21 protein-coding genes, 1 pseudogene and 1 riboswitch are annotated in these 20,953 nt (G+C 71.7%); of the genes and pseudogenes, 9 read left to right on the forward strand and 13 right to left on the reverse strand.

Translation table 11 applies throughout. The annotated features are described in order from the left end of the window. Window positions 1–128: 128 nt before the first annotated feature. The 4 genes from ACIRF9_RS12180 to ACIRF9_RS12195 all read right to left on the reverse strand — a co-directional run bounded on the left by ACIRF9_RS12180 (window position 129) and on the right by ACIRF9_RS12195 (window position 2,801). Entirely contained in the window at window positions 129–602 is a 474-nt protein-coding gene (locus ACIRF9_RS12180; protein ID WP_403819554.1) for a DUF6099 family protein, read from the reverse strand. 214 nt (window positions 603–816) lie between these two features. Continuing rightward, window positions 817–1,161 (reverse strand): nucleotide pyrophosphohydrolase, encoded by a 345-nt coding sequence (locus ACIRF9_RS12185; RefSeq protein WP_403819556.1) that lies wholly within the window; start codon window positions 1,159–1,161, stop codon window positions 817–819. Further along, window positions 1,158–2,303 carry an ATP-binding protein gene (locus tag ACIRF9_RS12190; protein WP_403819558.1) on the reverse strand — a complete coding sequence of 382 codons (1,146 nt, stop codon included), beginning with the start codon at window positions 2,301–2,303 and terminating at the stop codon, window positions 1,158–1,160. Before ACIRF9_RS12190 ends, ACIRF9_RS12185 begins: the two co-directional genes overlap by 4 nt. Window positions 2,304–2,411: 108 nt before the next feature. Continuing rightward, the gene (locus ACIRF9_RS12195; RefSeq protein WP_399424623.1) at window positions 2,412–2,801 is read right to left on the reverse strand and encodes a cell division protein SepF; all 390 of its coding nucleotides are present in this window, start codon (window positions 2,799–2,801) and stop codon (window positions 2,412–2,414) included. 246 nt (window positions 2,802–3,047) lie between these two features. Between ACIRF9_RS12195 and ACIRF9_RS12200 the strand changes: the two genes are divergently transcribed. Continuing rightward, on the forward strand, window positions 3,048–4,739 hold the full coding sequence (locus ACIRF9_RS12200; protein WP_403819561.1) for a hypothetical protein: 1,692 nt from the start codon (window positions 3,048–3,050) through the stop codon (window positions 4,737–4,739). A gap of 12 nt (window positions 4,740–4,751) precedes the next feature. Here ACIRF9_RS12200 and ACIRF9_RS12205 read toward each other — a convergent pair whose 3' ends face one another. Next, window positions 4,752–5,270 (reverse strand): YceI family protein, encoded by a 519-nt coding sequence (locus ACIRF9_RS12205; RefSeq protein WP_403819562.1) that lies wholly within the window; start codon window positions 5,268–5,270, stop codon window positions 4,752–4,754. A 135-nt stretch (window positions 5,271–5,405) separates the two neighbouring features. On the opposite strand from ACIRF9_RS12205, the gene ACIRF9_RS12210 reads away from it, so the two are divergent. Next, window positions 5,406–6,014: a MarR family winged helix-turn-helix transcriptional regulator gene (locus ACIRF9_RS12210; protein ID WP_403819564.1), complete on the forward strand. Its 609-nt coding sequence runs from the start codon at window positions 5,406–5,408 to the stop codon at window positions 6,012–6,014. A gap of 156 nt (window positions 6,015–6,170) precedes the next feature. On the opposite strand, the gene ACIRF9_RS12215 is transcribed toward ACIRF9_RS12210, so the two are convergent. Continuing rightward, the gene (locus ACIRF9_RS12215; RefSeq protein WP_403819566.1) at window positions 6,171–7,790 is read right to left on the reverse strand and encodes an MFS transporter; all 1,620 of its coding nucleotides are present in this window, start codon (window positions 7,788–7,790) and stop codon (window positions 6,171–6,173) included. Between the two features lie 163 nt (window positions 7,791–7,953). Further along, entirely contained in the window at window positions 7,954–8,604 is a 651-nt protein-coding gene (locus ACIRF9_RS12220) for a TetR/AcrR family transcriptional regulator (RefSeq protein WP_403819568.1), read from the reverse strand. Window positions 8,605–8,784: 180 nt separating this feature from the next. On the opposite strand from ACIRF9_RS12220, the gene ACIRF9_RS12225 reads away from it, so the two are divergent. The 3 genes from ACIRF9_RS12225 to ACIRF9_RS12235 all read left to right on the forward strand — a co-directional run bounded on the left by ACIRF9_RS12225 (window position 8,785) and on the right by ACIRF9_RS12235 (window position 11,935). Next, the gene (locus ACIRF9_RS12225; protein ID WP_403819569.1) at window positions 8,785–9,231 is read left to right on the forward strand and encodes a Fur family transcriptional regulator; all 447 of its coding nucleotides are present in this window, start codon (window positions 8,785–8,787) and stop codon (window positions 9,229–9,231) included. A gap of 27 nt (window positions 9,232–9,258) precedes the next feature. Then, on the forward strand, window positions 9,259–11,445 hold the full coding sequence (gene katG / locus ACIRF9_RS12230; RefSeq protein WP_403819571.1) for a catalase/peroxidase HPI: 2,187 nt from the start codon (window positions 9,259–9,261) through the stop codon (window positions 11,443–11,445). Window positions 11,446–11,539: 94 nt separating this feature from the next. Further along, entirely contained in the window at window positions 11,540–11,935 is a 396-nt protein-coding gene (locus ACIRF9_RS12235; protein WP_403819572.1) for a molybdopterin-binding protein, read from the forward strand. Window positions 11,936–11,940: 5 nt separating this feature from the next. Here ACIRF9_RS12235 and ACIRF9_RS12240 read toward each other — a convergent pair whose 3' ends face one another. Continuing rightward, the gene (locus ACIRF9_RS12240) at window positions 11,941–12,633 is read right to left on the reverse strand and encodes a M24 family metallopeptidase (RefSeq protein ID WP_403819574.1); all 693 of its coding nucleotides are present in this window, start codon (window positions 12,631–12,633) and stop codon (window positions 11,941–11,943) included. Window positions 12,634–12,683: 50 nt separating this feature from the next. Beyond that, window positions 12,684–13,087 (reverse strand): annotated as a pseudogene (locus ACIRF9_RS12245) (hypothetical protein). 184 nt (window positions 13,088–13,271) lie between these two features. Between ACIRF9_RS12245 and modA the strand changes: the two are divergent. The 4 genes from modA (at window position 13,272) to ACIRF9_RS12265 (ending at window position 16,729) form a co-directional block, all read left to right on the forward strand. After that, on the forward strand, window positions 13,272–14,108 hold the full coding sequence (gene modA, locus ACIRF9_RS12250; protein ID WP_403819576.1) for a molybdate ABC transporter substrate-binding protein: 837 nt from the start codon (window positions 13,272–13,274) through the stop codon (window positions 14,106–14,108). Further along, window positions 14,105–14,968: a molybdate ABC transporter permease subunit gene (gene modB, locus ACIRF9_RS12255; RefSeq protein WP_403819577.1), complete on the forward strand. Its 864-nt coding sequence runs from the start codon at window positions 14,105–14,107 to the stop codon at window positions 14,966–14,968. The genes modA and modB overlap by 4 nt, the downstream gene beginning before the upstream one ends. A 23-nt stretch (window positions 14,969–14,991) precedes the next feature. Beyond that, entirely contained in the window at window positions 14,992–16,050 is a 1,059-nt protein-coding gene (locus ACIRF9_RS12260) for an ABC transporter ATP-binding protein (protein WP_403819579.1), read from the forward strand. A gap of 103 nt (window positions 16,051–16,153) precedes the next feature. Beyond that, entirely contained in the window at window positions 16,154–16,729 is a 576-nt protein-coding gene (locus ACIRF9_RS12265) for a histidine phosphatase family protein (RefSeq protein ID WP_403819581.1), read from the forward strand. Window positions 16,730–16,787: 58 nt separating this feature from the next. On the opposite strand, the gene ACIRF9_RS12270 is transcribed toward ACIRF9_RS12265, so the two are convergent. From ACIRF9_RS12270 to ACIRF9_RS12285, 4 genes are all read right to left on the reverse strand, one after another. Beyond that, window positions 16,788–17,549: a CbtA family protein gene (locus ACIRF9_RS12270; RefSeq protein ID WP_403819583.1), complete on the reverse strand. Its 762-nt coding sequence runs from the start codon at window positions 17,547–17,549 to the stop codon at window positions 16,788–16,790. A gap of 19 nt (window positions 17,550–17,568) precedes the next feature. Then, the gene (locus ACIRF9_RS12275; protein ID WP_403819585.1) at window positions 17,569–17,790 is read right to left on the reverse strand and encodes a CbtB-domain containing protein; all 222 of its coding nucleotides are present in this window, start codon (window positions 17,788–17,790) and stop codon (window positions 17,569–17,571) included. Window positions 17,791–17,851: 61 nt separating this feature from the next. Beyond that, window positions 17,852–17,928: riboswitch (cobalamin riboswitch) on the reverse strand. Window positions 17,929–18,063: 135 nt separating this feature from the next. Continuing rightward, window positions 18,064–19,191, reverse strand: coding sequence for an ABC transporter ATP-binding protein (locus ACIRF9_RS12280; protein ID WP_403819587.1), 1,128 nt, complete (start codon window positions 19,189–19,191; stop codon window positions 18,064–18,066). Beyond that, window positions 19,184–20,953 carry an ABC transporter permease gene (locus tag ACIRF9_RS12285; RefSeq protein WP_403819589.1) on the reverse strand — a complete coding sequence of 590 codons (1,770 nt, stop codon included), beginning with the start codon at window positions 20,951–20,953 and terminating at the stop codon, window positions 19,184–19,186. Before ACIRF9_RS12285 ends, ACIRF9_RS12280 begins: the two co-directional genes overlap by 8 nt.

The raw sequence follows: 20,953 nt of genomic DNA on the forward strand, positions 1-20,953 counted from the left end.
GGCAGGGCCAGCTCGCTACACAGCGGGACACCCCTCCGCACTGGGGGACGTCTCGGCACAGGGGGGCACCTCTCCGCACGGCGGGTCCAGCTCGCTGCACAGCGAAGGCATCTCGCCGCACAGCAAGGTCATCTCTCCGGTAAGGCGGCCCCCTCTCTCTCCTCTCTCGCGGCCAGCTTGCGCAGCATCTCCAGGACGCGGTCCCGGGCCTCGTCGGCCGCGTCGATGGCCTCCATGCACTGCCAGTACGTGCCCTGGTCGTCCGCCGCGCTGGCGAGGGCGACCAGGGCGATGCCGACCTCGCCGAGCAGACTGCCCAGGTCGAGCAGGGCCACGCGGGCGTCGTCCAGTGCGGTGAGCTGGGCGGCGCGCAGATCACCGGGGTCGAGGTCGGGGGCGTCCAGCACGCCGCAGCCCCGGCCCGCGAGCTCCGTCAGCCCCAGGGCCTCGCCGCGCAGTTCGGGCGGGCCCGAGACGGCGAGGCGACTGCCTATCGCCTGCGCGAGGGCCTGGGACTGCCACACCTCCGTGAAGATCTCGGTCCTGCCGCTGCTGCCCGCGAGCGCACGCCTGCTCGTCAGGATGAGCCGCACCGCGTCCATGCGCCGCCCCCGTCTGTCCCGACGTGCTCCTCGCACGTCCGCCCGAACTCCCCTCGCGCACAGGGAGCGTTCCACTACCCAGAGTGAGGTCAGGTGGTGCGAAAAGCCAGAGGAAGACGGAAATCTGTGGACAACAAATCGGTTTCGGACCGCCCGTTGACTCCGGAGAGTGAAAGCGGACCGTGAAAATCCAGAGTTGTCCACAGTCGGCGGCTCAGGGGGCCGGGAATCTCCGCTCGTTGCGGTCGATCTTCGCGTCCAGGGCGGTGAGCGGGTCGATGCCGAGGACCTCGCACAACTGCAGCAGATAGGCGAGGACGTCGGCGACCTCGTCCGTCACCCGGTGGGCGGTCTCCGGGTCGTCCATGACACGGGCCGACTCCTCCGGGGTGAGCCACTGGAAGATCTCGACCAGTTCGGAGGCCTCCACGCTGAGCGCGGCGACGAGGTTCTTCGGGGTGTGGAAGGGCTGCCAGTTCCGCGCGGCGGCGAACTCGGCCAGCCGGCGCTGGAGCTTCGCCACGTCGAGCTGTCCGGGATCTCGGGGATGTTCTGTCACGGCCCCAGGTGTACCACCGTCACCCCTGTCGTCCGCGCGGCCCAGGAGGCGTCGCTCACCGCGCCGACGCAGCGGATGTGGCCGCGTTCGGCCATGCGCACCGCCAGCCGCAGCAGTCCGGTGCGCTGCCGCGGGTCCAGGCCCCGGTCGAAGTTGTCGGTGAGCAGGGTGAGTGCCTGCATCGCGGAGGGCACCTCGCCGGCCGTGTCCAGGTCGAGGACGCCGGGCCCGGTGAGCAGGACCAGCGCGAGGGCGACGTAGCGCAGTTCGCCGTATCCGAGGCGGGCGAGTTCCGTGCCGCCGCCGTCGCCGCGGTCGAGCACCGCGCGGACCGTGCCGTCGGACAGCGGTTCGGCGCGCAGGTCGACGACCCGGCCCGCGCAGCCGGCGTCGAGGGCCGCGACCAGGTGCGCGTGCCGGCGCGCGCACTCCTCGCGGGTGCGCCAGAGCACGTCGGCGAGGTTGTCGCAGCCACCGAGCAGCCGCCCGGAGCCGGTGGGCACCGGGGCGCCCATCCACTCCGGCTGCGGGTCGCAGGGGAAGACGGACCGCAGGGCGACGACCATCTGTTCGGCGGCGGCAAGCACCTGCCGCTGCCCGTCGGTCCTGCCGGCCACCCGCAGGGGCAGCAGGGCGGTCCCGAGCCGGTCGTCGGGCAGCGGGGCACGGGTGACGGGCGCGGATCCGCCGGTGTGCCAGGCGGCCTGCACGGTGGGCCGGGCCGGATCGCGCAGGGCGGTCTCCAGGAGCACCAGCCCGTCAGCGCTCAGCCGCTCCCCCACGACGCGCAGCTCGGGTTCGGCCTGGACGGCGACGTCGAGCCGGACCGGCCCCTCGGGCCCGTCGGCGGTGCAGCCGATCCGGAATCCGCGGCGCCGCTGGGCGTCGGGCCGTGCCCGGTCGGGCACACAGGCGAGGGGGTCGGGGAAGACGTCGGCGAGACGGGCCCCGCCGCCGAGCCGCGCCAGCGCCTCGTACGCCCGTACCGCCGTGGTCTTCCCGCTCCCGCTGGGCCCCGCCAGCACGGTGACCGCCCCCAGCGGGAACCGGGCCCGTCGGTGCCCGGCGAACGCGGACAGCCGCAGCTCGGTGAGACAAGGACGGACGGGGTGGCTGCGTACAGGGGCCGGCGGGGCGGTCATGTCCGGACGGTAGGGCTCCGGGTTTCCGCCGAACCGTTCCGCCCTCGGGAGCTTCCTACGATCGGGCGATGCCCGGCGCTGACGCGGTCGGCCCGGGCACGCTCCCGCTCAGACGCCGGGTACCCCGGCACCCTCCATGATTCCGCTCACCTCGGTGCCCGGCGGGGTGAGGAGGAAGACGTTGCGGTCGACGCGGTGCATCCCGCTGGCGAGACCGAAGACGACACCGGTGGAGAAGTCGAGGACCCGCTTGGCGACCTCGGTCTCCGCGCCGGTGAGGTCGAGGAGGACCGGGATGCCCGCCATGAGGGTCTCGGCGACCTCGCGGGCGTCCGCGAAGACATTGACCCGCAGCACGACGAACCGGCGACGGGTCTCCGTCTCGGCGTCGGGGAGCGCGCGGTGGCCCACCGCCGACGGCCAGGCGTCCCGGCCTCTCAGCGGAACGACCTGGGCGAGCCCTTCCCACTGCTCATCGGTGACGTCGTACCGGTTCACCGGCTCCCCCCGAACTGACTCGCACTCAATGCCTGCACCAGCCAATTCTTACGCCAAGTCACCCGTTCGGCCCAACAGCGACACGGACCGCGACTGTCACAGGCGTCCCACGGGAGCTTCTTACCCCGCGCACACCGGAATCTTCACGTCCAGGAACGGCGCGTTCACCGGCTGCGACTACGTTCACGTGCCGTGCACTTGGCAGATACCTCGCTGGTGGCACCCGGTCGGCGGACACAGTCGGCGGTGTCCGCCCCTGAGGAACCCCCCGCGCAGTGGCATCGGGTGCTGACCCTGCTGGCCGATGCCGGCCTGTTCATCGGCACGCGCGCGGTCTGGTCCTCGGCGGCGAGCCACCGGATCGGGGTGGCCGCCCTCATCTCGGTCTGCTACGCGTCGATCCTGGTGTGCGGGGTGCTCGCACTCGTGGTCCGCCGGGCCCGGTCGCTGGCACGGCTGGACTTGTGCGTGCTGGTGACCGCCGTGGTGCTCGTGCTGTGCGCGTGGGTGATGTACCACCAGGGCGGCGACGAGGCGGTGCTCACCACCCAGGCCGCCCGGCAGATCGCCGCCGGTGCCCCGGTCTACGGGCAGCCGTGGCCCTGGCTCTTCGGCCACGGCGACGTCGCCCTCACCCCCACGGTCCACGGCGGCTACGACTACACGTACGGCTATCCCCCGCTCGCCCCGCTGCTCACCACGCCGCTGCTGTGGCTCGGGCACGGCGGTGCCCCGGCGACGGCCACGGCGACCGGCGCGCTGCTCGTGGGTGCGGTGGTGCTGTGGCGGATGCTGCCCACGCCGTGGCGGCCGGTCGCGACGCTGGTGTGTCTCGGGTTCTCGTTCCTGCCGATGTACGGGCGGCAGGGCTACCCGGCGATCCTCGCGCTGGCGCTGCTGATGCCGGCGGTGGTGCGCTGGCCCCGGATCGGGCGGGGCGGGCTGCTCGGCCGGGCGGGTGTCGCCCGGGCCGTGTGCCTGGGCGCGGCCTGTGCCGCGCAGCAGCTCTCCTGGTTCGTGGTCCCCTTCCTGCTGTCCGGGATCTACGCGGTGCGCCGCGGTGAGCTGGGCCCGCGGGCCGCTGCGGGGGTGCTGCTGCGGATCACCGGGATCGCCGCCACCGTATGGCTGCTGATCAACACGTACTTCCTGGTGCAGCAGCCGCGGGCCTGGCTGGAGGGCATCGCCCTGCCGCTGACGCAGGGCGCGGTGCTGCACGGCCAGGGGCTGATCGGCGTCTCGCTGTACCTCACGGACGGCAGCGACCGGATCGACTGGTACGGGCACGCGAGCCTGCTGCTGGCGGCGGCGCTGCTGGTGCTGTTCGTGCTGTTCGTGCGGCGGCTGGGGCCGGCGGCGACCGTGCTGCCCTGGTGCGCGTTCTTCCTGGCGACGCGCTCCCAGGACGGCTACTACCTGATGATGACGCCGCTGTGGCTGGCGGCCGCGGTCACCGCGCCGGCCTCGGAGTTCGCCGGCGCGTGGCAGCCGCGGCCCCGGCCGCTCGCGGGTCCGCGAGGGCGTACGGCCCGGCTGGCGGCGGCCGTCCTCGTCCTGCTGCCCGCCCTGGCGAGCGCGACGGTGGCGGTCACCGGGACGCCCCCGCTGCGGATGAGGGTGGCGGCGGTCCGGCACGGTTCGCCGACCGCCGTGTCCCTGATGACGCTTCGGGTCACCAACACCGGTGACCGCGCCCTCAGTCCGCACTTCACCCTCACCACCGGCCAGGGCATGGATCCGTACTGGATCGTCGTGCGGGGTCCGCGGACGCTGCCCGCCCACTCCACGGCCCGCTACGAACTCCGGCCGCCCTCGGGGCGGTTCCACCTCCCCCGGCCGAGCGTACGGATCCGGCTGCGGGCCTTCACGGCGGATCCGCAGACGCTGTCGAGCGCGGACGTGGGGCCGGCGCTGCGTACTCCGGTCGTACGAAGGTGAAGTGACGGCCGGTCAGGCGGACCGGGCGCGCGTGAAGCGGAGCGTGGCGGTGATCGAGGTCAGGCCCCGGATCATGCCGAGCTGGTTCCAGCCCAGGCCGAACTCGCCGCGGTCGACGGTGAATTCGGCGTCCAGCGTGAGCGCGTCGGCGCCGGCGTCGGTCAGCTTCGCGGTGAGGGAGTGCGGCCTGCTGATGCCGCGCACGGTGAGCTGGCCGGACACCTGGACCGTGTCGCCGGAGCGGAGTTCGGCGGACCGCACGGCGTAGGTGATCTCGGGGTGGTTCGCGATGTCGAAGAAGTCGGCGCCGCGCAGGTGCTCGTCCCGCTTGGCGTTCTTGGTGTCGACGGAGCCCGCGTCCAGGGTCAGCGTGCCGGTGGCGGAGCCGTCGGCGCCCACCTCACCGCCGCCGCTCACGGTGGCGAAGGTGCCCTTGACGGTCACCAGGCCCCACATCGTCTTGTGCTTCAGCGCGACGGCGGAGGCGCTGGTGTCGAGCTGCCACAGTCCGGTTTCCACGGCGACGGTCATGATCGTTCCTCACATCGGTAGCCCAAACTCGGTCGTCCAAATTTGGATGAGCTTTGGAGGACGCTCACGCTAGCCGGTCATCCAAAACTGGACAACCCTTGTGGTCCAAAATTGGACGACAGGTACACTCGGTGCATGGCCGACCCCGAGGAGCACTCCCCCGACCTGCCCGAATGTCCCGCCGCAGGGGGCGGTGGTCTGCTGCCGCCCGAGCTGCGGGCCTGGATGCTCCTGCTCGCCGCGACCGGGGCCGTGGAGCAGCGGCTGCGCTCGGTGGTGAAGGAGCGGCTCGACGTCTCGCACGACGAGTTCCTGATCCTGTGCCTGCTGGCGGAGCAGCCCCGGCAGGGCCTGCGCATGACGCGCGTCGCGGAGCTGCTGGGACGCCCCAAGACCCGCCTCACCTACCAGGTCGCCTGCCTCCAGCGGGCCGGGCTGGTCACCCGCAGGTCGGTGTGCGGCGACAAGCGGGGCATCGAGATCGCCCTCACCGACAAGGCCCGCGGCCTGCTGCGGGAAGCGTCCACCGCACTCGCCGAGACCGTCAGCACGGCACTGGCCCGGTTCATGGGCCCCGAGCAGTGCGTCGCGATGAGCGGACTACTGCCGGGGGCGGACGGGAAGGCGGAGGCGGAGGCGGACGGTCCTGCGGCCCAGGACACCGAGGGGACCGGCCCCGTGACCGCACAGGCCGACGCCCCACCAGAGCCACAGACGGCGACGGACGCAACGACACCGGCCTGAACGCCACACATCGTGGGCAGACGGCAGCCGACGGCTCCAGCCGTTCCAAAGAGGGTGGTGCGGAAGTAGTGCACGCGGCGGAGGCCGGGCGTGTGCTGCCCGGCCTCCGCCAATGTCTCCCCGATGCCGTCCCTGACGGCTTCCCGGCGCCGTCCCCTACCGGGCTTCCGCCGGCTCCTTCGCCTGCTCCGGCCGCTCCTGCGTCCGCTCCTGCGGCCGGTCCCCGCCGGAGGCCCCGCGGCCCGGCAGTACGGCGAGGACGATCAGCGTGCCGGCGGCCATGATGACGCCGCCGATCAGGCTGGTCTGGGCGACGCTGTGGGCGAAGGCCTCGTGCACGGCATCGATGAGGGCCTGGGCCTGCTGGGGCCCGCCGGCCGGGTTCTTCGCTGTCTGCTCGGCGACCGCGATACCGCCGCCCACCGAGTCCTTCGCCGTCTCCAGCGCGGCGGCCGGAAGGTGCCCGCCGACCAGGTCGGCCAGCTTGTCGCGGTAGGCGGTGCCCAGCAGCGAGCCGAGCACGGCGATACCGAGGGAGCCGCCCAGCTCCAGCGCGGTGTCGTTGGCGCCGCCGCCGACGCCCAGCTCCGACTCGGGGAAGGAGTCCATGATCGTGTCGGTGGCCGGGGACACGCTCAGGCCGATCGCGAAGCCCAGCATCAGCAGCGACGGCAGGAAGTCGGTGTACGTCGAGCCCGTCTCGATCCGGGTGAGCAGGAACACGCCCGCGCTGCCGATGGCCATACCGGCCACCACCATCGGCTTCATGCCCAGCTTCGGGGTCAGCCGGCCCGTGACAGCGGCGCCGACGAACACGGCTCCGGCCAGCGGCAGCAGCCGTACGCCGGTCTCCAGGGCGTCGTAGCCGAGGACGAACTGCAGGTACTGGGTCGCGTAGTAGATGGAACCGAAGGTGCCGAAGAAGAAGAACAGCACCGCGAGCATCGACCCGGAGAACGGCCGCTGGGCGAACCTGCGCACGTCCAGCATGGGGTGCGGGTGGCGCAGCTCCCAGGCCACGAAGGCCGACAGGCCCACGCCGGCCACCACGGCCGCGGTGATCGGGCCGGCGCCCCAGCCGAAGTGCGGGCCCTCGATCGTGGCGTAGACCAGGGAGCCGACGGAGACGATCGACAGCAGACCGCCGACGTAGTCGATCCGGCCCATGCCCCGCGCCTTCGACGGCGGGACCAGGGTGAGCGCGCCGAGGACGGCGGCGACCGCGATGGGGACGTTGATCAGGAAGGTCGAGCCCCAGGCGTGGTCCTCGAGCAGCCAGCCGGCCACCAGCGGGCCGACGGCGATGGCGAGGCCGGAGGTGGCGGTCCAGGCCGTGATGGCCCGGGCGCGCTCCCGCTTGGGGAACATCGCGACCAGCAGCGACAGCGTGGCTGGCATGACCACCGCGGCGCCGACTCCCATGATCGCGCGGGCCGTGATGACCAGGGCCGTCTCGTCCACGAGGCTGCCCATCACCGAGCCGCCCGCGAAGACCAGCAGACCGGTGATCAGCGCGCCCCGGCGGCTGTACTTGTCGCCGATCGAGCCCAGCACCAGCATCAGCGCGGCGTAGGGGACGGTGTAGCCGTCGATGACCCACTGAAGGTCGCTGCTGGACAGACCCAGGTCGGAGGTCATGTCGGGCGCGGCCACGATCAGCGAGGTGTTCGCCATGACGACGATCAGCAGACTCAGGCACAGGACGAGAAGGGCCCACCAGCGCCGCTTGTACGGCCCGGTCATCTTCTCCACGGGTGTGTTGGCAAGGAAGGGCATCGGGGACTCCTAGCGGCGACGAGATAATTGCCCACTGATGTGCAGACTAGTTGATTGCCCAGTGGTGTGCAAATAGCGGGCCGCGCGGAGAAACGCCGAAGGGGGCCCTCAGGGAGGGCCCCCTTCGTCAAGTCCCTTGCGCGACCGACCGGTCGCGCGCTCCTCACTCCTCGCCGTCGGACTCCCCGGCCCGCACCTGCGGCGCGGCCTCCGCGACCACGGCGCCCGCCCGGTCCGCCGGCACCCCGGCCGCGATGAGCGTGATGACGGCCGTCCGGGTGCCGTCGTCCTCCAGCGCGCCGGTGTTGACCTGCTCCAGCAGGGCGAAGTGCATGGCCTCCAGGCCCGCGCTCAGCACGGCCGGCGGCAGCTGGGCATGGAAGACGCCGTCACGCTGCCCCCGCTCCAGGATGGACGTGACCTCGTCGCGGGCCGGCGCCAGGATCTCGGCGACGCGCTCCATGCCCAGGTCGCGCCGGGCCAGCGCCAGCAGCAGCCGGTAGCGGTCGCCGACGGGCCAGATGCAGTACACGAAGTGCGCGAGCGCCCGCTCGGCCGGCTCCTCGGGCCTCCTGGCGGTCTCCAGCACCCCGCGCAGCGTCTCGGACGCCTCCTCGGCGAGCGCCTCCAGCAGCGCGGCGCGCCCGGGGAAGTGCCCGAAGAGGGTGCGTCGTACGACACCGGAGGCCCGCGCCAGTTCCTCCAGGGTGATGTCCGGGTTCCGGCCGAGCTCCTGGCGGGCCGTGGCGAGGATGCGCGCCCGGTTGGACCGCGAATTTCTGCGCTGCGGCTCGCGGGCCACGGGCTTGGTCACGGCGGAACCTCGGTGGATCGGTAGGAACGACGGCCCGCCCATTCTGGCACGGCACGCCCGCCGGGCCCCCGACGGGCCAATACGGAACATAAAGGGGCGAACACGGTACGATGCGACACATCAAACTTGGTTTGCTCGCTTTCTTGAACTATTCGTGTTTAGCGAAGTAGGTTGTTCCCCATGACTGCACCCCAGCCCCGAACCGTCGCCGATGAGCTGCGCGGTGCCGGCCTGCGGGTGACGGCCGCCCGCGTCGCGCTGCTCGAAACCGTCCGCGGCGGTGACCACCTCGACGTCGAGGCGATCGCGTCCGGAGTGCGCGACCGCGTCGGCCACATCTCCGTACAGGCCGTGTACGAGGCGCTGCACGCGCTCACCGCGGCCGGCCTGGTGCGCCGGATCGAACCGCCGGGCAGCCCGGCCCGGTTCGAGGGGCGCGTCGGGGACAACCACCACCATCTGGTGTGCCGGTCGTGCGGCGTCGTCGCCGACGTCGACTGCGCGGTCGGCCACGCCCCCTGCCTCACCGCGTCCGACGACCGCGGCTTCGCGATCGACGAGGCCGAGGTCATCTACTGGGGCCTGTGCCCCGCCTGCTCCACCGCCGGTACCGCGGCAGCACCGTGATTTCCCCCCGTTCGGAAGGAACCCCCTATGTCTGAAAACTCCTCGTCCGAGGCGAAGTGCCCGGTCGCCCACGACCGTGCGGCACACCCGACCCAGGGCGGTGGCAACCGCCAGTGGTGGCCGGAGGGCCTCAACCTGAAGATCCTCGCCAAGAACCCGGCGGTGGCGAACCCGCTCGGTGAGGACTTCGACTACGCGGAGGCGTTCAACAACCTCGACCTGGCGGCCGTCAAACAGGACATCGCCGCGGTGCTGACCGACTCGCAGGACTGGTGGCCGGCCGACTTCGGCAACTACGGCCCGCTGATGATCCGTATGGCCTGGCACAGCGCGGGCACCTACCGCATCTCCGACGGCCGTGGCGGCGCCGGCGCCGGCCAGCAGCGCTTCGCGCCGCTGAACAGCTGGCCGGACAACGGCAACCTGGACAAGGCCCGCCGTCTGCTGTGGCCGGTCAAGAAGAAGTACGGCCAGAGCCTCTCCTGGGCCGACCTCATGATCCTCACCGGCAACGTCGCCCTGGAGCAGATGGGCTTCGAGACCTTCGGCTTCGGCGGCGGCCGCGCCGACGTCTGGGAGGCCGAGGAGGACGTCTACTGGGGTCCCGAGAAGGTCTGGCTGGACGACCAGCGCTACACCGGCGACCGCAACCTGGAGAGCCCGCTCGGCGCCGTTCAGATGGGCCTCATCTACGTCAACCCCGAGGGCCCGAACGGCAACCCGGACCCGATCGCCGCGGCCCGCGACATCCGTGAGACCTTCCGCCGCATGGCGATGAACGACGAGGAGACCGTCGCCCTCATCGCCGGTGGCCACACCTTCGGCAAGACCCACGGCGCGGGCCCGGCGGACAACGTCGGCGCCGAGCCCGAGGCCGCCCCGATCGAGGCGCAGGGCCTCGGCTGGGCCAGCACCTACGGCACCGGCAAGGGCGGCGACGCCATCACGTCCGGTCTCGAGGTCACCTGGACCGCCACGCCCACCCAGTGGAGCAACGGCTTCTTCAAGAACCTCTTCGAGTACGAGTGGGAGCTGTCGGAGTCCCCGGCCGGCGCCAAGCAGTGGGTCGCCAAGAACGCCGAGGCGATCATCCCCGACGCGCACGACGCGTCGAAGAAGCAGCTGCCGACCATGCTCACCACCGACCTGTCGCTGCGCTTCGACCCGGTCTACGAGCAGATCTCGCGCCGCTTCTACGAGAACCCGGCCGAGTTCGCGGACGCCTTCGCCCGCGCCTGGTTCAAGCTGACCCACCGTGACATGGGCCCGAAGTCCCTGTACCTCGGCCCGGAGGTCCCGGAGGAGACCCTGCTGTGGCAGGACCCGCTGCCGGCGGCCGAGGGCGAGGTCATCGACGCGGCCGACATCGCGGCCCTCAAGGCCAAGCTGCTCGAGTCCGGCCTGACGGTCTCGCAGCTGGTCTCCACCGCGTGGGCGTCCGCGTCCACCTTCCGCGGCAGCGACAAGCGCGGTGGCGCCAACGGTGCCCGGATCCGCCTGGAGCCGCAGCGCGGCTGGGAGGCCAACGACCCCGACCAGCTGCGTCACGTCCTGAGCGTCCTGGAGGGCGTCCAGTCGGAGTTCAACTCCGGCGCCAAGACGGTCTCCCTGGCCGACCTGATCGTCCTCGGCGGTGCCGCCGCGGTCGAGAAGGCCGCCAAGGACGCGGGCTTCGAGGTGGAGGTCCCCTTCACCCCGGGCCGGGTGGACGCGACCGAGGAGCACACGGACGCCGAGTCGTTCGCCGCGCTGGAGCCGGCCTGGGACGGCTTCCGCAACTACGTCGGCAAGGGCACCCGCCTCCCGGCCGAGTACCTGCTGCTCGACAAGGCGAACCTGCTCACCCTGAGCGCCCCCGAGACGACGGTCCTCGTCGGCGGTCTGCGCGTCCTCGGCGCCAACAGCGGCGACTCCAAGCACGGTGTCCTCACCGACACCCCGGGCGTCCTGACCAACGACTTCTTCGTCAACCTGCTCGAGCTGGGCACGACCTGGAAGTCCACCTCGGAGGACCAGCACACCTTCGAGGGCCGCGACGACGCGGGCAACCTGAAGTGGACCGGCACCCGTGCCGACCTGGTCTTCGGCTCCAACTCCGAGCTGCGCGCCCTCGCCGAGGTCTACGCGAGCGACGACGCGAAGGAGAAGTTCGTGAACGACTTCGTCGCGGCCTGGGTCAAGGTCTCGAACCTGGACCGGTTCGACCTGGTCTGAGCACGGCAGTGCGCGTGAGGTGACGGAGGGCGTCCGGGGTGACCCGGGCGCCCTTCGGCGCGTCCGCCCCCGCCGGGGGCATATCTTGGCGCGCATGCAGTCCTACACGATCGGGCAGGCGGCCCGGCTGCTCGGAGTGAGTCCCGACACCGTGCGGCGGTGGGCGGACGCGGGCCGGGTGGCGACCCGTCGCGACGAGGGCGGGCGGCGGCTCGTCGAGGGGAAGGACCTGGCCGCCTTCTCGGTGGAGCTCGCCCGGAGCGGGGCCGACGAGGAGGAGACCACCTACACCTCGGTCCGCAACGCCTTCCCGGGGATCGTCACCGCGATCAAACTCGGTGACGTGGCGGCCCAGGTGGAGATCCAGGCGGGCCCGCACCGGCTGGTGTCGCTGCTGACTCGGGAGGCCGTGGAGGAACTGGGCCTGGAGGTCGGCATGGAGGCCACCGCCCGGGTGAAGTCGACGAACGTGCACATCGACCGCGTCTGAGCGGATCAGCCGAGGGTGAGCAGTTCCTCGTGGAAGCCGCCGAAGCCCCGCCCCTGGTCGACGAGATGGATCTCCAGGATCCAGTGGCAGACACGGCCTGCCTTGTCGGTGCGGCGCAGCGGGGTGTCGTTGGCGGGGGTGATGTACGACTCCACGTCCGCGCCGTCGATCCACTCGTGCGGGAACTCGCCGACCAGGTGGCCGGCGTGCCAGCCGCCCAGCTCCCAGCCGGCGTCGGCGGCCAGCCGCTCCACCTCGGCGTGCAGCTGCTTGCCGGTGATGTCGGCGTCGTCGGCGAAGAACTGCTTGCCGGCGGCGAAGATCTGCGGCAGGTCGTCCCGCAGGCGCCGCTTGACCGGGTCGTCGCCGAGGACGAAGGTCCGGCCGAAGTCGGCCTCGTACTCCTCGAAGATCGGCCCGAAGTCGGCGAAGACGATGTCGTCCGCGCCGATCACCCGGTCCGGGGGATTCTCCTTGTACGGCAGGAGGGTGTTCGGCCCGGAGCGCACGATCCGCTTGTGCCAGTGCCGGGTGGCGCCGAACAGTTCGTTCGCCAGGTCCCGGACGCGGTCGCTGACCGCCCGTTCGCCCTGGCCGGGCGCGACGAGTCCGCGCGCCTCGATCTCCGCGAAGAGCCGTTCGGCCTTCGCCTGGGCATCCAACAGCCGTGCCGCGCGTGTGGGTTCGTCGTCCGCCATGGGCCCGACGGTAGGTCGCCTGATCATTTCCCGGCAACCGGGTTCCGCGGTCACGTCCACGCGGTGTAGCCGCCGTCCACGTGTATCGCGCGGATCCCGCTGATGTACCGGGCCCCGCACCGGTCCTGCGGCAGGACGAGCTGCGGGCCCGCCCGGTCCAGCGGGGTGTCGTCGAGGGTGGCCGCGAGCAGCACGGGCGCCCGTGCGAAGTCGGGGTCGATCTCCGCCCACGACAGCATGGCGTGATGGCCGTCCACGCCGCGTACGGCGATGAGGAAGCGCAGGCCGTCCATGCGGCGGGGTCGAAGCCGGGCCCGGCCGCCGAGGCCGTGTGCTGGGGCCAGGCCAGCAGATCGGACACGGTCAGGCGGGACGGTCGGGCCAGGTCACCGGCGAGCACGACTTCCGCGCGGGGAACGGCGGCCGTACCGGCGGCTGCGAGGGACTGACTCACGGGCTACCACCTCCCGCACGACCGTACCCTCGCAGGCCATGTGTACAAACGCATATACCACCCACCTCAGTCGATGGCGCAGCTCATGCGATGAGACAAGGTACTTACACCTTGCATATGCGGCAGTATGATCAGCGTACGCCTGGCGGTCTTCGCCGAGTCCCCGAGAAGGAGCAGACCCGTGATGACCCGTTCCGTGTGCCGCACCCGCCGCACCCGCCGGATGCTGCAGGTGACCGGTGCGAGTGCCGCCGCACTGCTGGCCCTGAGCGCCTGCTCGTCCTCCGACGACTCCTCGTCCGCCACGTCCGACTCGTCCGCGTCGGCGTCCTCCTCGGACAAGCTGTCCGGCACGGTCACCGTGTTCGCCGCCGCCTCGCTGAAGGAGAGCTTCACGACGCTGGGCGCTGCGTTCGAGAAGGCCCACCCGGGCACGAAGGTGACCTTCAGCTTCGGCGGCAGCGACTCGCTCGCGGCGAGCATCACCGGCGGGGCCCCGGCGGACGTGTTCGCCTCGGCCAGCCCCAAGACGATGAAGATCGTGACGGACGCGAAGGACAACGCCACCGAGCCGGTGACCTTCGTGCGCAACCAGCTGGAGATCGCCACCCTGCCCGGCAACCCGGACAAGATCTCCTCCCTGAAGGACCTGACGAAGTCGGGCCTGAAGGTCGTGCTGTGCGACAAGGAGGTGCCGTGCGGCGCCGCCGCGCAGAAGGCACTGGAGGCCGGCAGCCTCAAGCTGACCCCGGTCTCCTACGAGCAGGACGTCAAGGCGGCCCTGACGAAGGTCGAGCTGAAGGAGGCCGACGCGGCCGTCGTGTACAAGACGGATGTGCACGCGGCCGGTGACAAGGTGGAGGGCGTGGAGTTCCCCGAGTCCGCCGACGCCGTCAACGAGTACCCGATCGCCCTGCTCAAGGACGCGCAGAACGCCGAGGCCGCCAAGGCCTTCATCGCGCTGGTGCGGTCCGCCGACGGCCAGAAGGTCCTGACCGAGGCCGGGTTCCTCCAGCCGTGACCTCCCCCCAGGACAAGCCCGGTGCCGTGGCCGACACCCTCACGGGTGGGCCACGGGGCCGGCGCGTCCGGGCGGGCGCCGGACGGGGCGTGCCGCTGCCCCTGCTGGTACCCGCGCTCGTCGGTCTGGCGTTCCTGATCGTCCCGCTGATCGCCCTGCTGGTGCGGACCCCGTGGCACAGCCTGCCGGAGCAGCTGACCAGCCCGGAGGTGTGGCAGGCGCTGCAGCTGTCCCTGCTGTGCGCCACGGCGGCCACCGCGGTGAGCCTGGTGCTCGGGGTGCCGCTGGCCTGGCTGCTGGCCCGAGTCGAGTTCCCCGGACGCGGGCTCGTACGGGCCCTGGTCACCCTGCCGCTGGTGCTGCCCCCGGTGGTCGGCGGTGTGGCGCTGCTGATGGCGCTCGGCCGCAACGGGGTCGTCGGGAAGTGGCTGGACTCCTGGTTCGGGATCACCCTGCCCTTCACCACCGCCGGGGTCGTGGTCGCCGAGGCGTTCGTGGCGATGCCGTTCCTCGTGATCAGCGTCGAGGGCACCCTGCGCGCCGCCGACCCGCGCTACGAGGAGGCGGCCACCACCCTGGGCGCCTCCCGCTTCACCGCGTTCCGCCGGGTCACCCTGCCGCTCATCGCGCCGGGCATCGCGGCGGGCGCGGTGCTCGCCTGGGCGCGGGCGTTGGGCGAGTTCGGCGCGACGATCACCTTCGCCGGCAACTTCCCCGGCCGTACCCAGACCATGCCGCTCGCCGTCTACCTCGCGCTGCAGAGCGATCCGGAGGCGGCCATCGCCCTCAGTCTCGTCCTGCTGGCCGTGTCGATCGCGGTCCTCGCGGGACTGCGGGACCGCTGGATGACGGCGTCATGAGCGCCCTGCGCGAGGATGCCCACGTGAGCGAGACCGCGCCCGCCCAGGGCCTGGACGCCCGGATCGTCGTCGACCGGGGTGGCTTCCGCCTCGACGTGGCCCTGAGCGCCGCCCCCGGCGACGTCGTGGCCCTGCTCGGCCCCAACGGCGCCGGCAAGACCACCGCCCTGCGCGCCCTGGCCGGCCTGGTCCCGCTCACCGGCGGGCACCTCCGCCTGGACGGTACGGCCCTGGAACGCACCCCGCCCGAGTCCCGCCCGGTCGGCGTCGTCTTCCAGGACTACCTCCTCTTCCCGCACCTCACCGCCCTGGACAACGTGGCCTTCGGCCCCCGCTGCCACGGCGCGAGCAAGGCGGAGGCGCGCTCCCTGGCCGCCCGGTGGCTGGAGCGGATGGGCCTCGCCGAGCACGCCGGCGCCAAACCCCGCCGTCTCTCCGGCGGCCAGGCCCAGCGCGTCGCCCTCGCGCGCGCGCTGGCCACCAACCCCCGGCTGCTGCTCCTCGACGAGCCCCTCGCCGCGCTCGACGCCCGCACCCGCCTCGACGTCCGCGCCCAACTCCGGCGCCACCTGGCCGACTTCGAAGCCGTCGCCGTACTCGTCACCCACGACCCGCTGGACGCCATGGTCCTGGCCGACCGCCTCGTCGTCGTCGAGGACGGCCACGTGGTGCAGGAAGGCACCCCCGGTGACATCGCCCGCCGGCCCCGCACCGACTACATCGCCCACCTCGTCGGCCTCAACCTCTACAAGGGCCGCGCCGACGGGCACACCGTACGACTGGACGGCGGGCCCGCGATCACCACGACCGAGGACCTCACCGGGCCGGTCTTCGTCACCTTCCCCCCGAGCGCGGTGACCCTGTACCGCGACCGCCCCGCCGGCGCCAGCGCCCGCAACCTCTGGCACTGCGAGGTCGCCGGTCTGGAGACCCACGGCGACCAGATCCGCGCGGCCCTCACCGGCGAACTCCCCCTCGCCGCCGACCTCACCACCGTCGCCGCCGCCGAACTCGGCCTCCATCCGGGCGTACCGGTCTGGGCGACGGTCAAGGCCGCCCAGACCCACGCCTACCCGGCGTGACGCCCGGCGGGCCGCGCGCCGGCGTCACCCGCGACGGCCGCCGGCACCGCCCGCGCATACGCTTCCCGGGCACCGTCCCGACCGCATCAGGAGGAGCCCTCAGGTGACCACGCGCGTCAGTTTCGTCTCGCCCGCGATGAGTTCGTCGTTGCGTCAGGCCCGCTTCGACGACGGCGGCTCGATCGACGCGGGCGGGGAGGCACGGGCCCGTGCCGCGGCCGGGTCACTGCCCGCGGCCGCGCGGATCGTGGTCTCGCCCGGTGTGCGCTGCCGGGAGACCGCCGCCGCCCTCGGTCTGGACGCGGAGGACGCACGGGAGTTGGCGGGGCTGGACGTCGGGCGCTGGCGGGGCCTGACCCTCGCCGAGGTCGGCGCCGCCGAGCCGGAGGCGGTGGCCCGGTGGCTCACCGACCCGGACTCGGCGCCCCACGGCGGGGAGTCCGTGACGGACCTGTGCGCACGGGTGGCGCACTGGCTGCGCGCGGCGCAGGAAACGGACGGCCACACCCTCGCGGTGGTCGAGCCGGAGATCGTGCGGGCGGTGGTGGTGCGGGTGTTGGGGGCTCCGCCGGCGGCCTTCTGGCGGCTCGACGTACCGCCCCTGACGCTCACCTCGGTCAGCGGGCGCGACGGCCGGTGGAACCTGCGGCTCGGGCACCCACTGGACTCGGGGATGTGACGGGAACGCGAAAGAACCCGCGGACAGGTCCGCGGGCCCTCTCGACGTCCTGTCCGGCTTACCGCGGGGCGGCCACCGCCGTGCCCGCGGACACCGTCGCGGCGGGCTTCGGGTTCAGCAGCCGTTCGGCCAGTTCGCCGAAGACGAGGCCGAAGCCCGCCCACAGCGTGACCTGCAGGGCAAGGGTGGAGAGGCGGAACCGCCACAGCAGGGTGGCCGGGAAGTCCGCCGGGACCTCGTTGACGGCGGGCAGGAACGCGTACGCCAGACCGATCACGGCGACGAAGCCGAGCACGGCGACGACGGAGGCGTACCAGTTGCCCAGCCTGGGCGCGAGCCGCTTGCCGGCGATCACCGCGGCGACCGCGAGGAGGACGCCGAGCAGCATCATCAGGAAGAACAGGGTGGTCCGCTTGGCGATGGTGTCGTGGTCACCGACCGCGGGCGGGTTCGCCGGATACTTCAGGAACGGGACGACGTACACGGCGATCAGCGCGGCACCCGAGAGGAGCAGCGCCGTGGCCCGCGGGCCGAAGCGGCCGACCCGGCCGAGGGCGAAGCAGTACGCGAGCGCGGCGATCCCGCCGAAGGCCACCCCGTAGACCAGGACGCCGGTGGCGAGGCCGAGGGTGGACTGCAGGCTGCGGGAGACGAGTTCGACCTCGTGCTCGTGCGCGGGAGAGTGGGACTCCTCGAAGCCGATGGCGCCGTCGACGTTCGGCTCACCGAGGAAGTAGGCGACGACCAGGGCGAGCACGCCGGCCCCGAGACCGGCGAGCATGCCCCGCACGAGCAGGTTTCTTACCGTTGCGGAGTTCATGGGTGTGCGGCGTCCCTCGTCAGTGGCAGGGGAAGCCGAGCAGGTGGCGGGCGTCGTGCACCCACTCGTGGACTCCCTCGCCGGAGACGACGGAGGTGGCGCCCTGCTCGGCGCCGACGAAGTACAGCAGGACCAGCATCAGGATGCCGAAGAAGACCGCCCAGGGCGCGATGTCCTTCAGCGGGAGCTTGGTGGGTACGGCGGGTGCGGTGGGGGTCGGCTGGGCGACGTGCTGCGCCATGGCAGGGCCTCCTCTGGGAGTTCGCGTCCCATCTCGGTGGTGCACAGGACGACGGGCGCGGGTCTGACTCGCGGTCCGCCCCGTCGAGGGGCGCACCGTCCACAGTGGCGCGACCGTGCCGGGTTCCCACCGGCTTCCGCGATGCCGTCGTCGATATCAGAGCGACGGTACCCTGTGCCGCGCATCTGGCCAATACCGCCCCACCTGGCGTGATCCTGCTCGCTCCCGCCAGGTGGTGCGCGTCACCGGCCCCGCACCGGGCCGGGGTTGACGTCAGGAGGCGACGGTGATCAGGTCGCGCTGCTCCTCGGGGAGGTCGACGGTGTCCGCGTAGAGCAGTGCGTGGGAGGGCTCGAAGACGAGCGCCACCTCGTCGGCCAGTCCGCCGTGGTTGCTCAGGACCTGGACCACCTGGTTGCCCAGACGGACGTCGTACTCGTAGCGGGAGCCGACGTAGGAGCCGGTGACGACCTGGGTGTTCAGCCGGTTGGTGGCGGACGACGCCCCGGCCGGCGGGACGACCTCGAGCCGTTCGGGACGGATCGCCACCGTGACGGTACGGCCGCCCTCGACGCGCTCGTCGCTGTCGACCTCCACCACGTCGTCGCTGCAGTCGAGGAGGATCCGGTACCGCCTGCCCTCCTGCCCGAGCACCCGGCCGGTGAGGAAGTTGCAGCGGCCCACGAAGGCCGCCACCGCGGGGGCGGCGGGCCGCTCGTAGATCTCGTGCGGCGTACCGATCTGGATCATGTTGCCGCCCTCCATCACCGCGATCCGGTCGCTGAGCGCGAGCGCCTCGTCCTGGTCGTGCGTGACGTAGACGGTGGTGATGCCCAGGTCGGCCTGGAGGCGCTTGAGCCAGGCGCGGGCCTGCTCGCGGAGCTTGGCGTCCAGGTTGGACAGCGGCTCGTCCAGCAGCAGGACCGTCGGGGAGTAGACCAGTGCGCGGGCGAGCGCGACGCGCTGCTGCTGGCCGCCGGAGAGCTGATGGGGGTAGCGGTTGCTCAGCTCGGCGAGGCCGACCTTGTCGAGCGCCTCGTGGATGAGGGTCTTCTGCTTCTCCTTCGGGACCTTGCGGATGCTCAGGGGCAGCGCCAGGTTCTTCGCGATGGTCATGTGCGGCCACAGGGCGTAGGACTGGAACACCATGCCGAGGTTGCGCTCCTCGGGGGGCAGGAAGACCCCGGCGGAGGTGTCGACGAAGGGCCTCCCGCCGACGGTGATGGAGCCCTCGGTGGGCTGCTCGAGCCCGGCGATGCAGTTCAGCGTGGTGGACTTGCCGCAGCCGCTGGCTCCCAGGAGGGTGAAGAACTCACCGTCCTTGATGGTGAAGGTGACGTCGCGCAGGACGGAGTTGTCGCCGAACGTCTTGGCCAGGTTCTTGACGGTCACCTCAGGCATCGTGCTTTCCCTTCATGAGCAGACCTGCGAGTGCGACGAAGACCGCGGTGATGGCGATCTGGAGGGTTGCCAGAGCGGCGACGGATCCGGCCCGGCCCTGGGTCCAGAGCCTCAGCATGGTGGTTCCCAGGATGTTGTTGTCCGCGGAGCTGATGAACACCGCGGGTGAGTACTCCTTGAGCATGATCACGAAGGTGAGCACCAGCGCACCGGCGAAGGCCGGGGTGAGCAGGGCCCGCAGCACGCGGAAGAACGTCATCACCCAGTCGGCGCCGGAGACCCGGGCCGCGTTGTCGAGTTCGCCGCCGATCTGCATGATCGCCGGGGCGACCGAGCCGAACGCGCTGGGCAGGGCGCGGATGCCGAAGGCGATGATGACGGCGTAGATCGTGCCCTGGAGCACGGTGCCGATGCCGAACGGGGCGAGGGCGAGGGCCCAGAAGAAGCCGATACCGACGATGATGCCCGGCATCGACTGCGGGATCAGCGCGAGGTACTCCACGGCACGGCCGAAGCGGAAGGTGGAGCGTCGGGCGACCATGACCGCGATCACCGCGAGGGCACTGATCGTCACCGCGCCGACCCCGGCGACGATGAGGCTGTTCCAGAGGGACCGGACGTAGTTGTCCGACTCGAACACGATCTCGTAGTTCTGGGTGGTGACCGTCTTCAGCGGCGACTGGAGCGGGGTGAAGATCAGCGTGAAGGACCGGAAGACCAGGCCGACGATCGGGATCAGGGCGCCGGCGATGACGTAGCACCAGATGAACACGATGCTCACCCACTTCAGCCAGCCCAGGTCGAGCTTGCGGGGGCGGGTCGCCTTGCCGCGCACGGACACGAACCGGGCGGCGTTCTTGAGCAGTTTGGCCTGCACCGCCACCAGACTGAGCGCGACCAGCAGGATGAGCGTGGAGGCGGCGCCCAGGACCGTGTAGTCGGGGTCCACCGACGTCAGGCCGTTGTGGTAGAGGAACGTCGAGAACACGTCGATGTTCACCGGCTGGCCGTACAGCAGCGGCACGCTCAGCGTCTCGAGCGAGATGGAGAACACCAGGATGGCGCTGTAGACGATGGGCGGTCGCAGCAGCGGCACGACCACCTGCGCCAGGATCCGCAGCGGTCCGGCGCCGCAGATCTGGGCCGCCGACTCCAGGGACGCGTCCGACTGCCGCAGCGCGTTGGCGCAGAACACGTAGGCGATCGGGGCGAGCGCCACGGCCTCCGTGAGGGCCATCCCGGGAATCGAGTAGAGGTTCCACGGCACACTGCCGAAGACCTGCTGGACCTTGATGCTGACGAACCCGGCCGGGCCGTACATGATGATCCAGCCGAAGCCCAGGATCAGCGAGGAGATGAAGAACGGCCACTGCATCGTCAGCGCGATCAGCCGGCCGCCCGGCAGCTTCGTACGGACCACCACGACCGCCATCGGGATGGCGATGGCCAGGCTCAGCAGGGTGGTCAGCGTGGCGAACAGCAGCGTGTTGAGCGCCACCTCGCCGAAGCCGGCCTCGGTGAAGAGGTCGACGTAACCGTGGAGAGTGAAGGCTCCACCGGCCTCGTAGAGCGGGCGGTTGCGCACGCTCTGGTAGAGGGTCGGGACGATCGGAGCCAGTACCAGGACGGCGAGGAACGCGAGGACGGCGTACTGGACGGCCTGGTCCCGTCCGATGCCGAAGGGACGGCGGTAGCGCGGCGGCCTGAACGCTTCCGCGTGGTCGTCGGCCGCTGTGCGGGGCGGTGGGGTCAGGGTTGACAT

Origin of the sequence: Streptomyces sp. NPDC096132, from assembly GCF_044763345.1 — a bacterium.
Taxonomy (GTDB): Bacteria; Actinomycetota; Actinomycetes; order Streptomycetales; family Streptomycetaceae; genus Streptomyces.

Coding starts and splice junctions, on each gene's coding strand:
- ACIRF9_RS12180 (WP_403819554.1), bottom strand. CDS start 602: ATGGACGCGGTGCGGCTCATCCTGACGAGCAGGCGTGCGCTCGCGGGC.
- ACIRF9_RS12190 (WP_403819558.1), bottom strand. CDS start 2,303: ATGACCGCCCCGCCGGCCCCTGTACGCAGCCACCCCGTCCGTCCTTGT.
- ACIRF9_RS12205 (WP_403819562.1), bottom strand. CDS start 5,270: ATGACCGTCGCCGTGGAAACCGGACTGTGGCAGCTCGACACCAGCGCC.
- ACIRF9_RS12210 (WP_403819564.1), top strand. CDS start 5,406: ATGGCCGACCCCGAGGAGCACTCCCCCGACCTGCCCGAATGTCCCGCC.
- ACIRF9_RS12215 (WP_403819566.1), bottom strand. CDS start 7,790: ATGCCCTTCCTTGCCAACACACCCGTGGAGAAGATGACCGGGCCGTAC.
- ACIRF9_RS12225 (WP_403819569.1), top strand. CDS start 8,785: ATGACTGCACCCCAGCCCCGAACCGTCGCCGATGAGCTGCGCGGTGCC.
- katG (WP_403819571.1), top strand. CDS start 9,259: ATGTCTGAAAACTCCTCGTCCGAGGCGAAGTGCCCGGTCGCCCACGAC.
- ACIRF9_RS12235 (WP_403819572.1), top strand. CDS start 11,540: ATGCAGTCCTACACGATCGGGCAGGCGGCCCGGCTGCTCGGAGTGAGT.
- ACIRF9_RS12240 (WP_403819574.1), bottom strand. CDS start 12,633: ATGGCGGACGACGAACCCACACGCGCGGCACGGCTGTTGGATGCCCAG.
- modA (WP_403819576.1), top strand. CDS start 13,272: ATGACCCGTTCCGTGTGCCGCACCCGCCGCACCCGCCGGATGCTGCAG.
- ACIRF9_RS12270 (WP_403819583.1), bottom strand. CDS start 17,549: ATGAACTCCGCAACGGTAAGAAACCTGCTCGTGCGGGGCATGCTCGCC.
- ACIRF9_RS12275 (WP_403819585.1), bottom strand. CDS start 17,790: ATGGCGCAGCACGTCGCCCAGCCGACCCCCACCGCACCCGCCGTACCC.
- ACIRF9_RS12280 (WP_403819587.1), bottom strand. CDS start 19,191: ATGCCTGAGGTGACCGTCAAGAACCTGGCCAAGACGTTCGGCGACAAC.
- ACIRF9_RS12285 (WP_403819589.1), bottom strand. CDS start 20,953: ATGTCAACCCTGACCCCACCGCCCCGCACAGCGGCCGACGACCACGCG.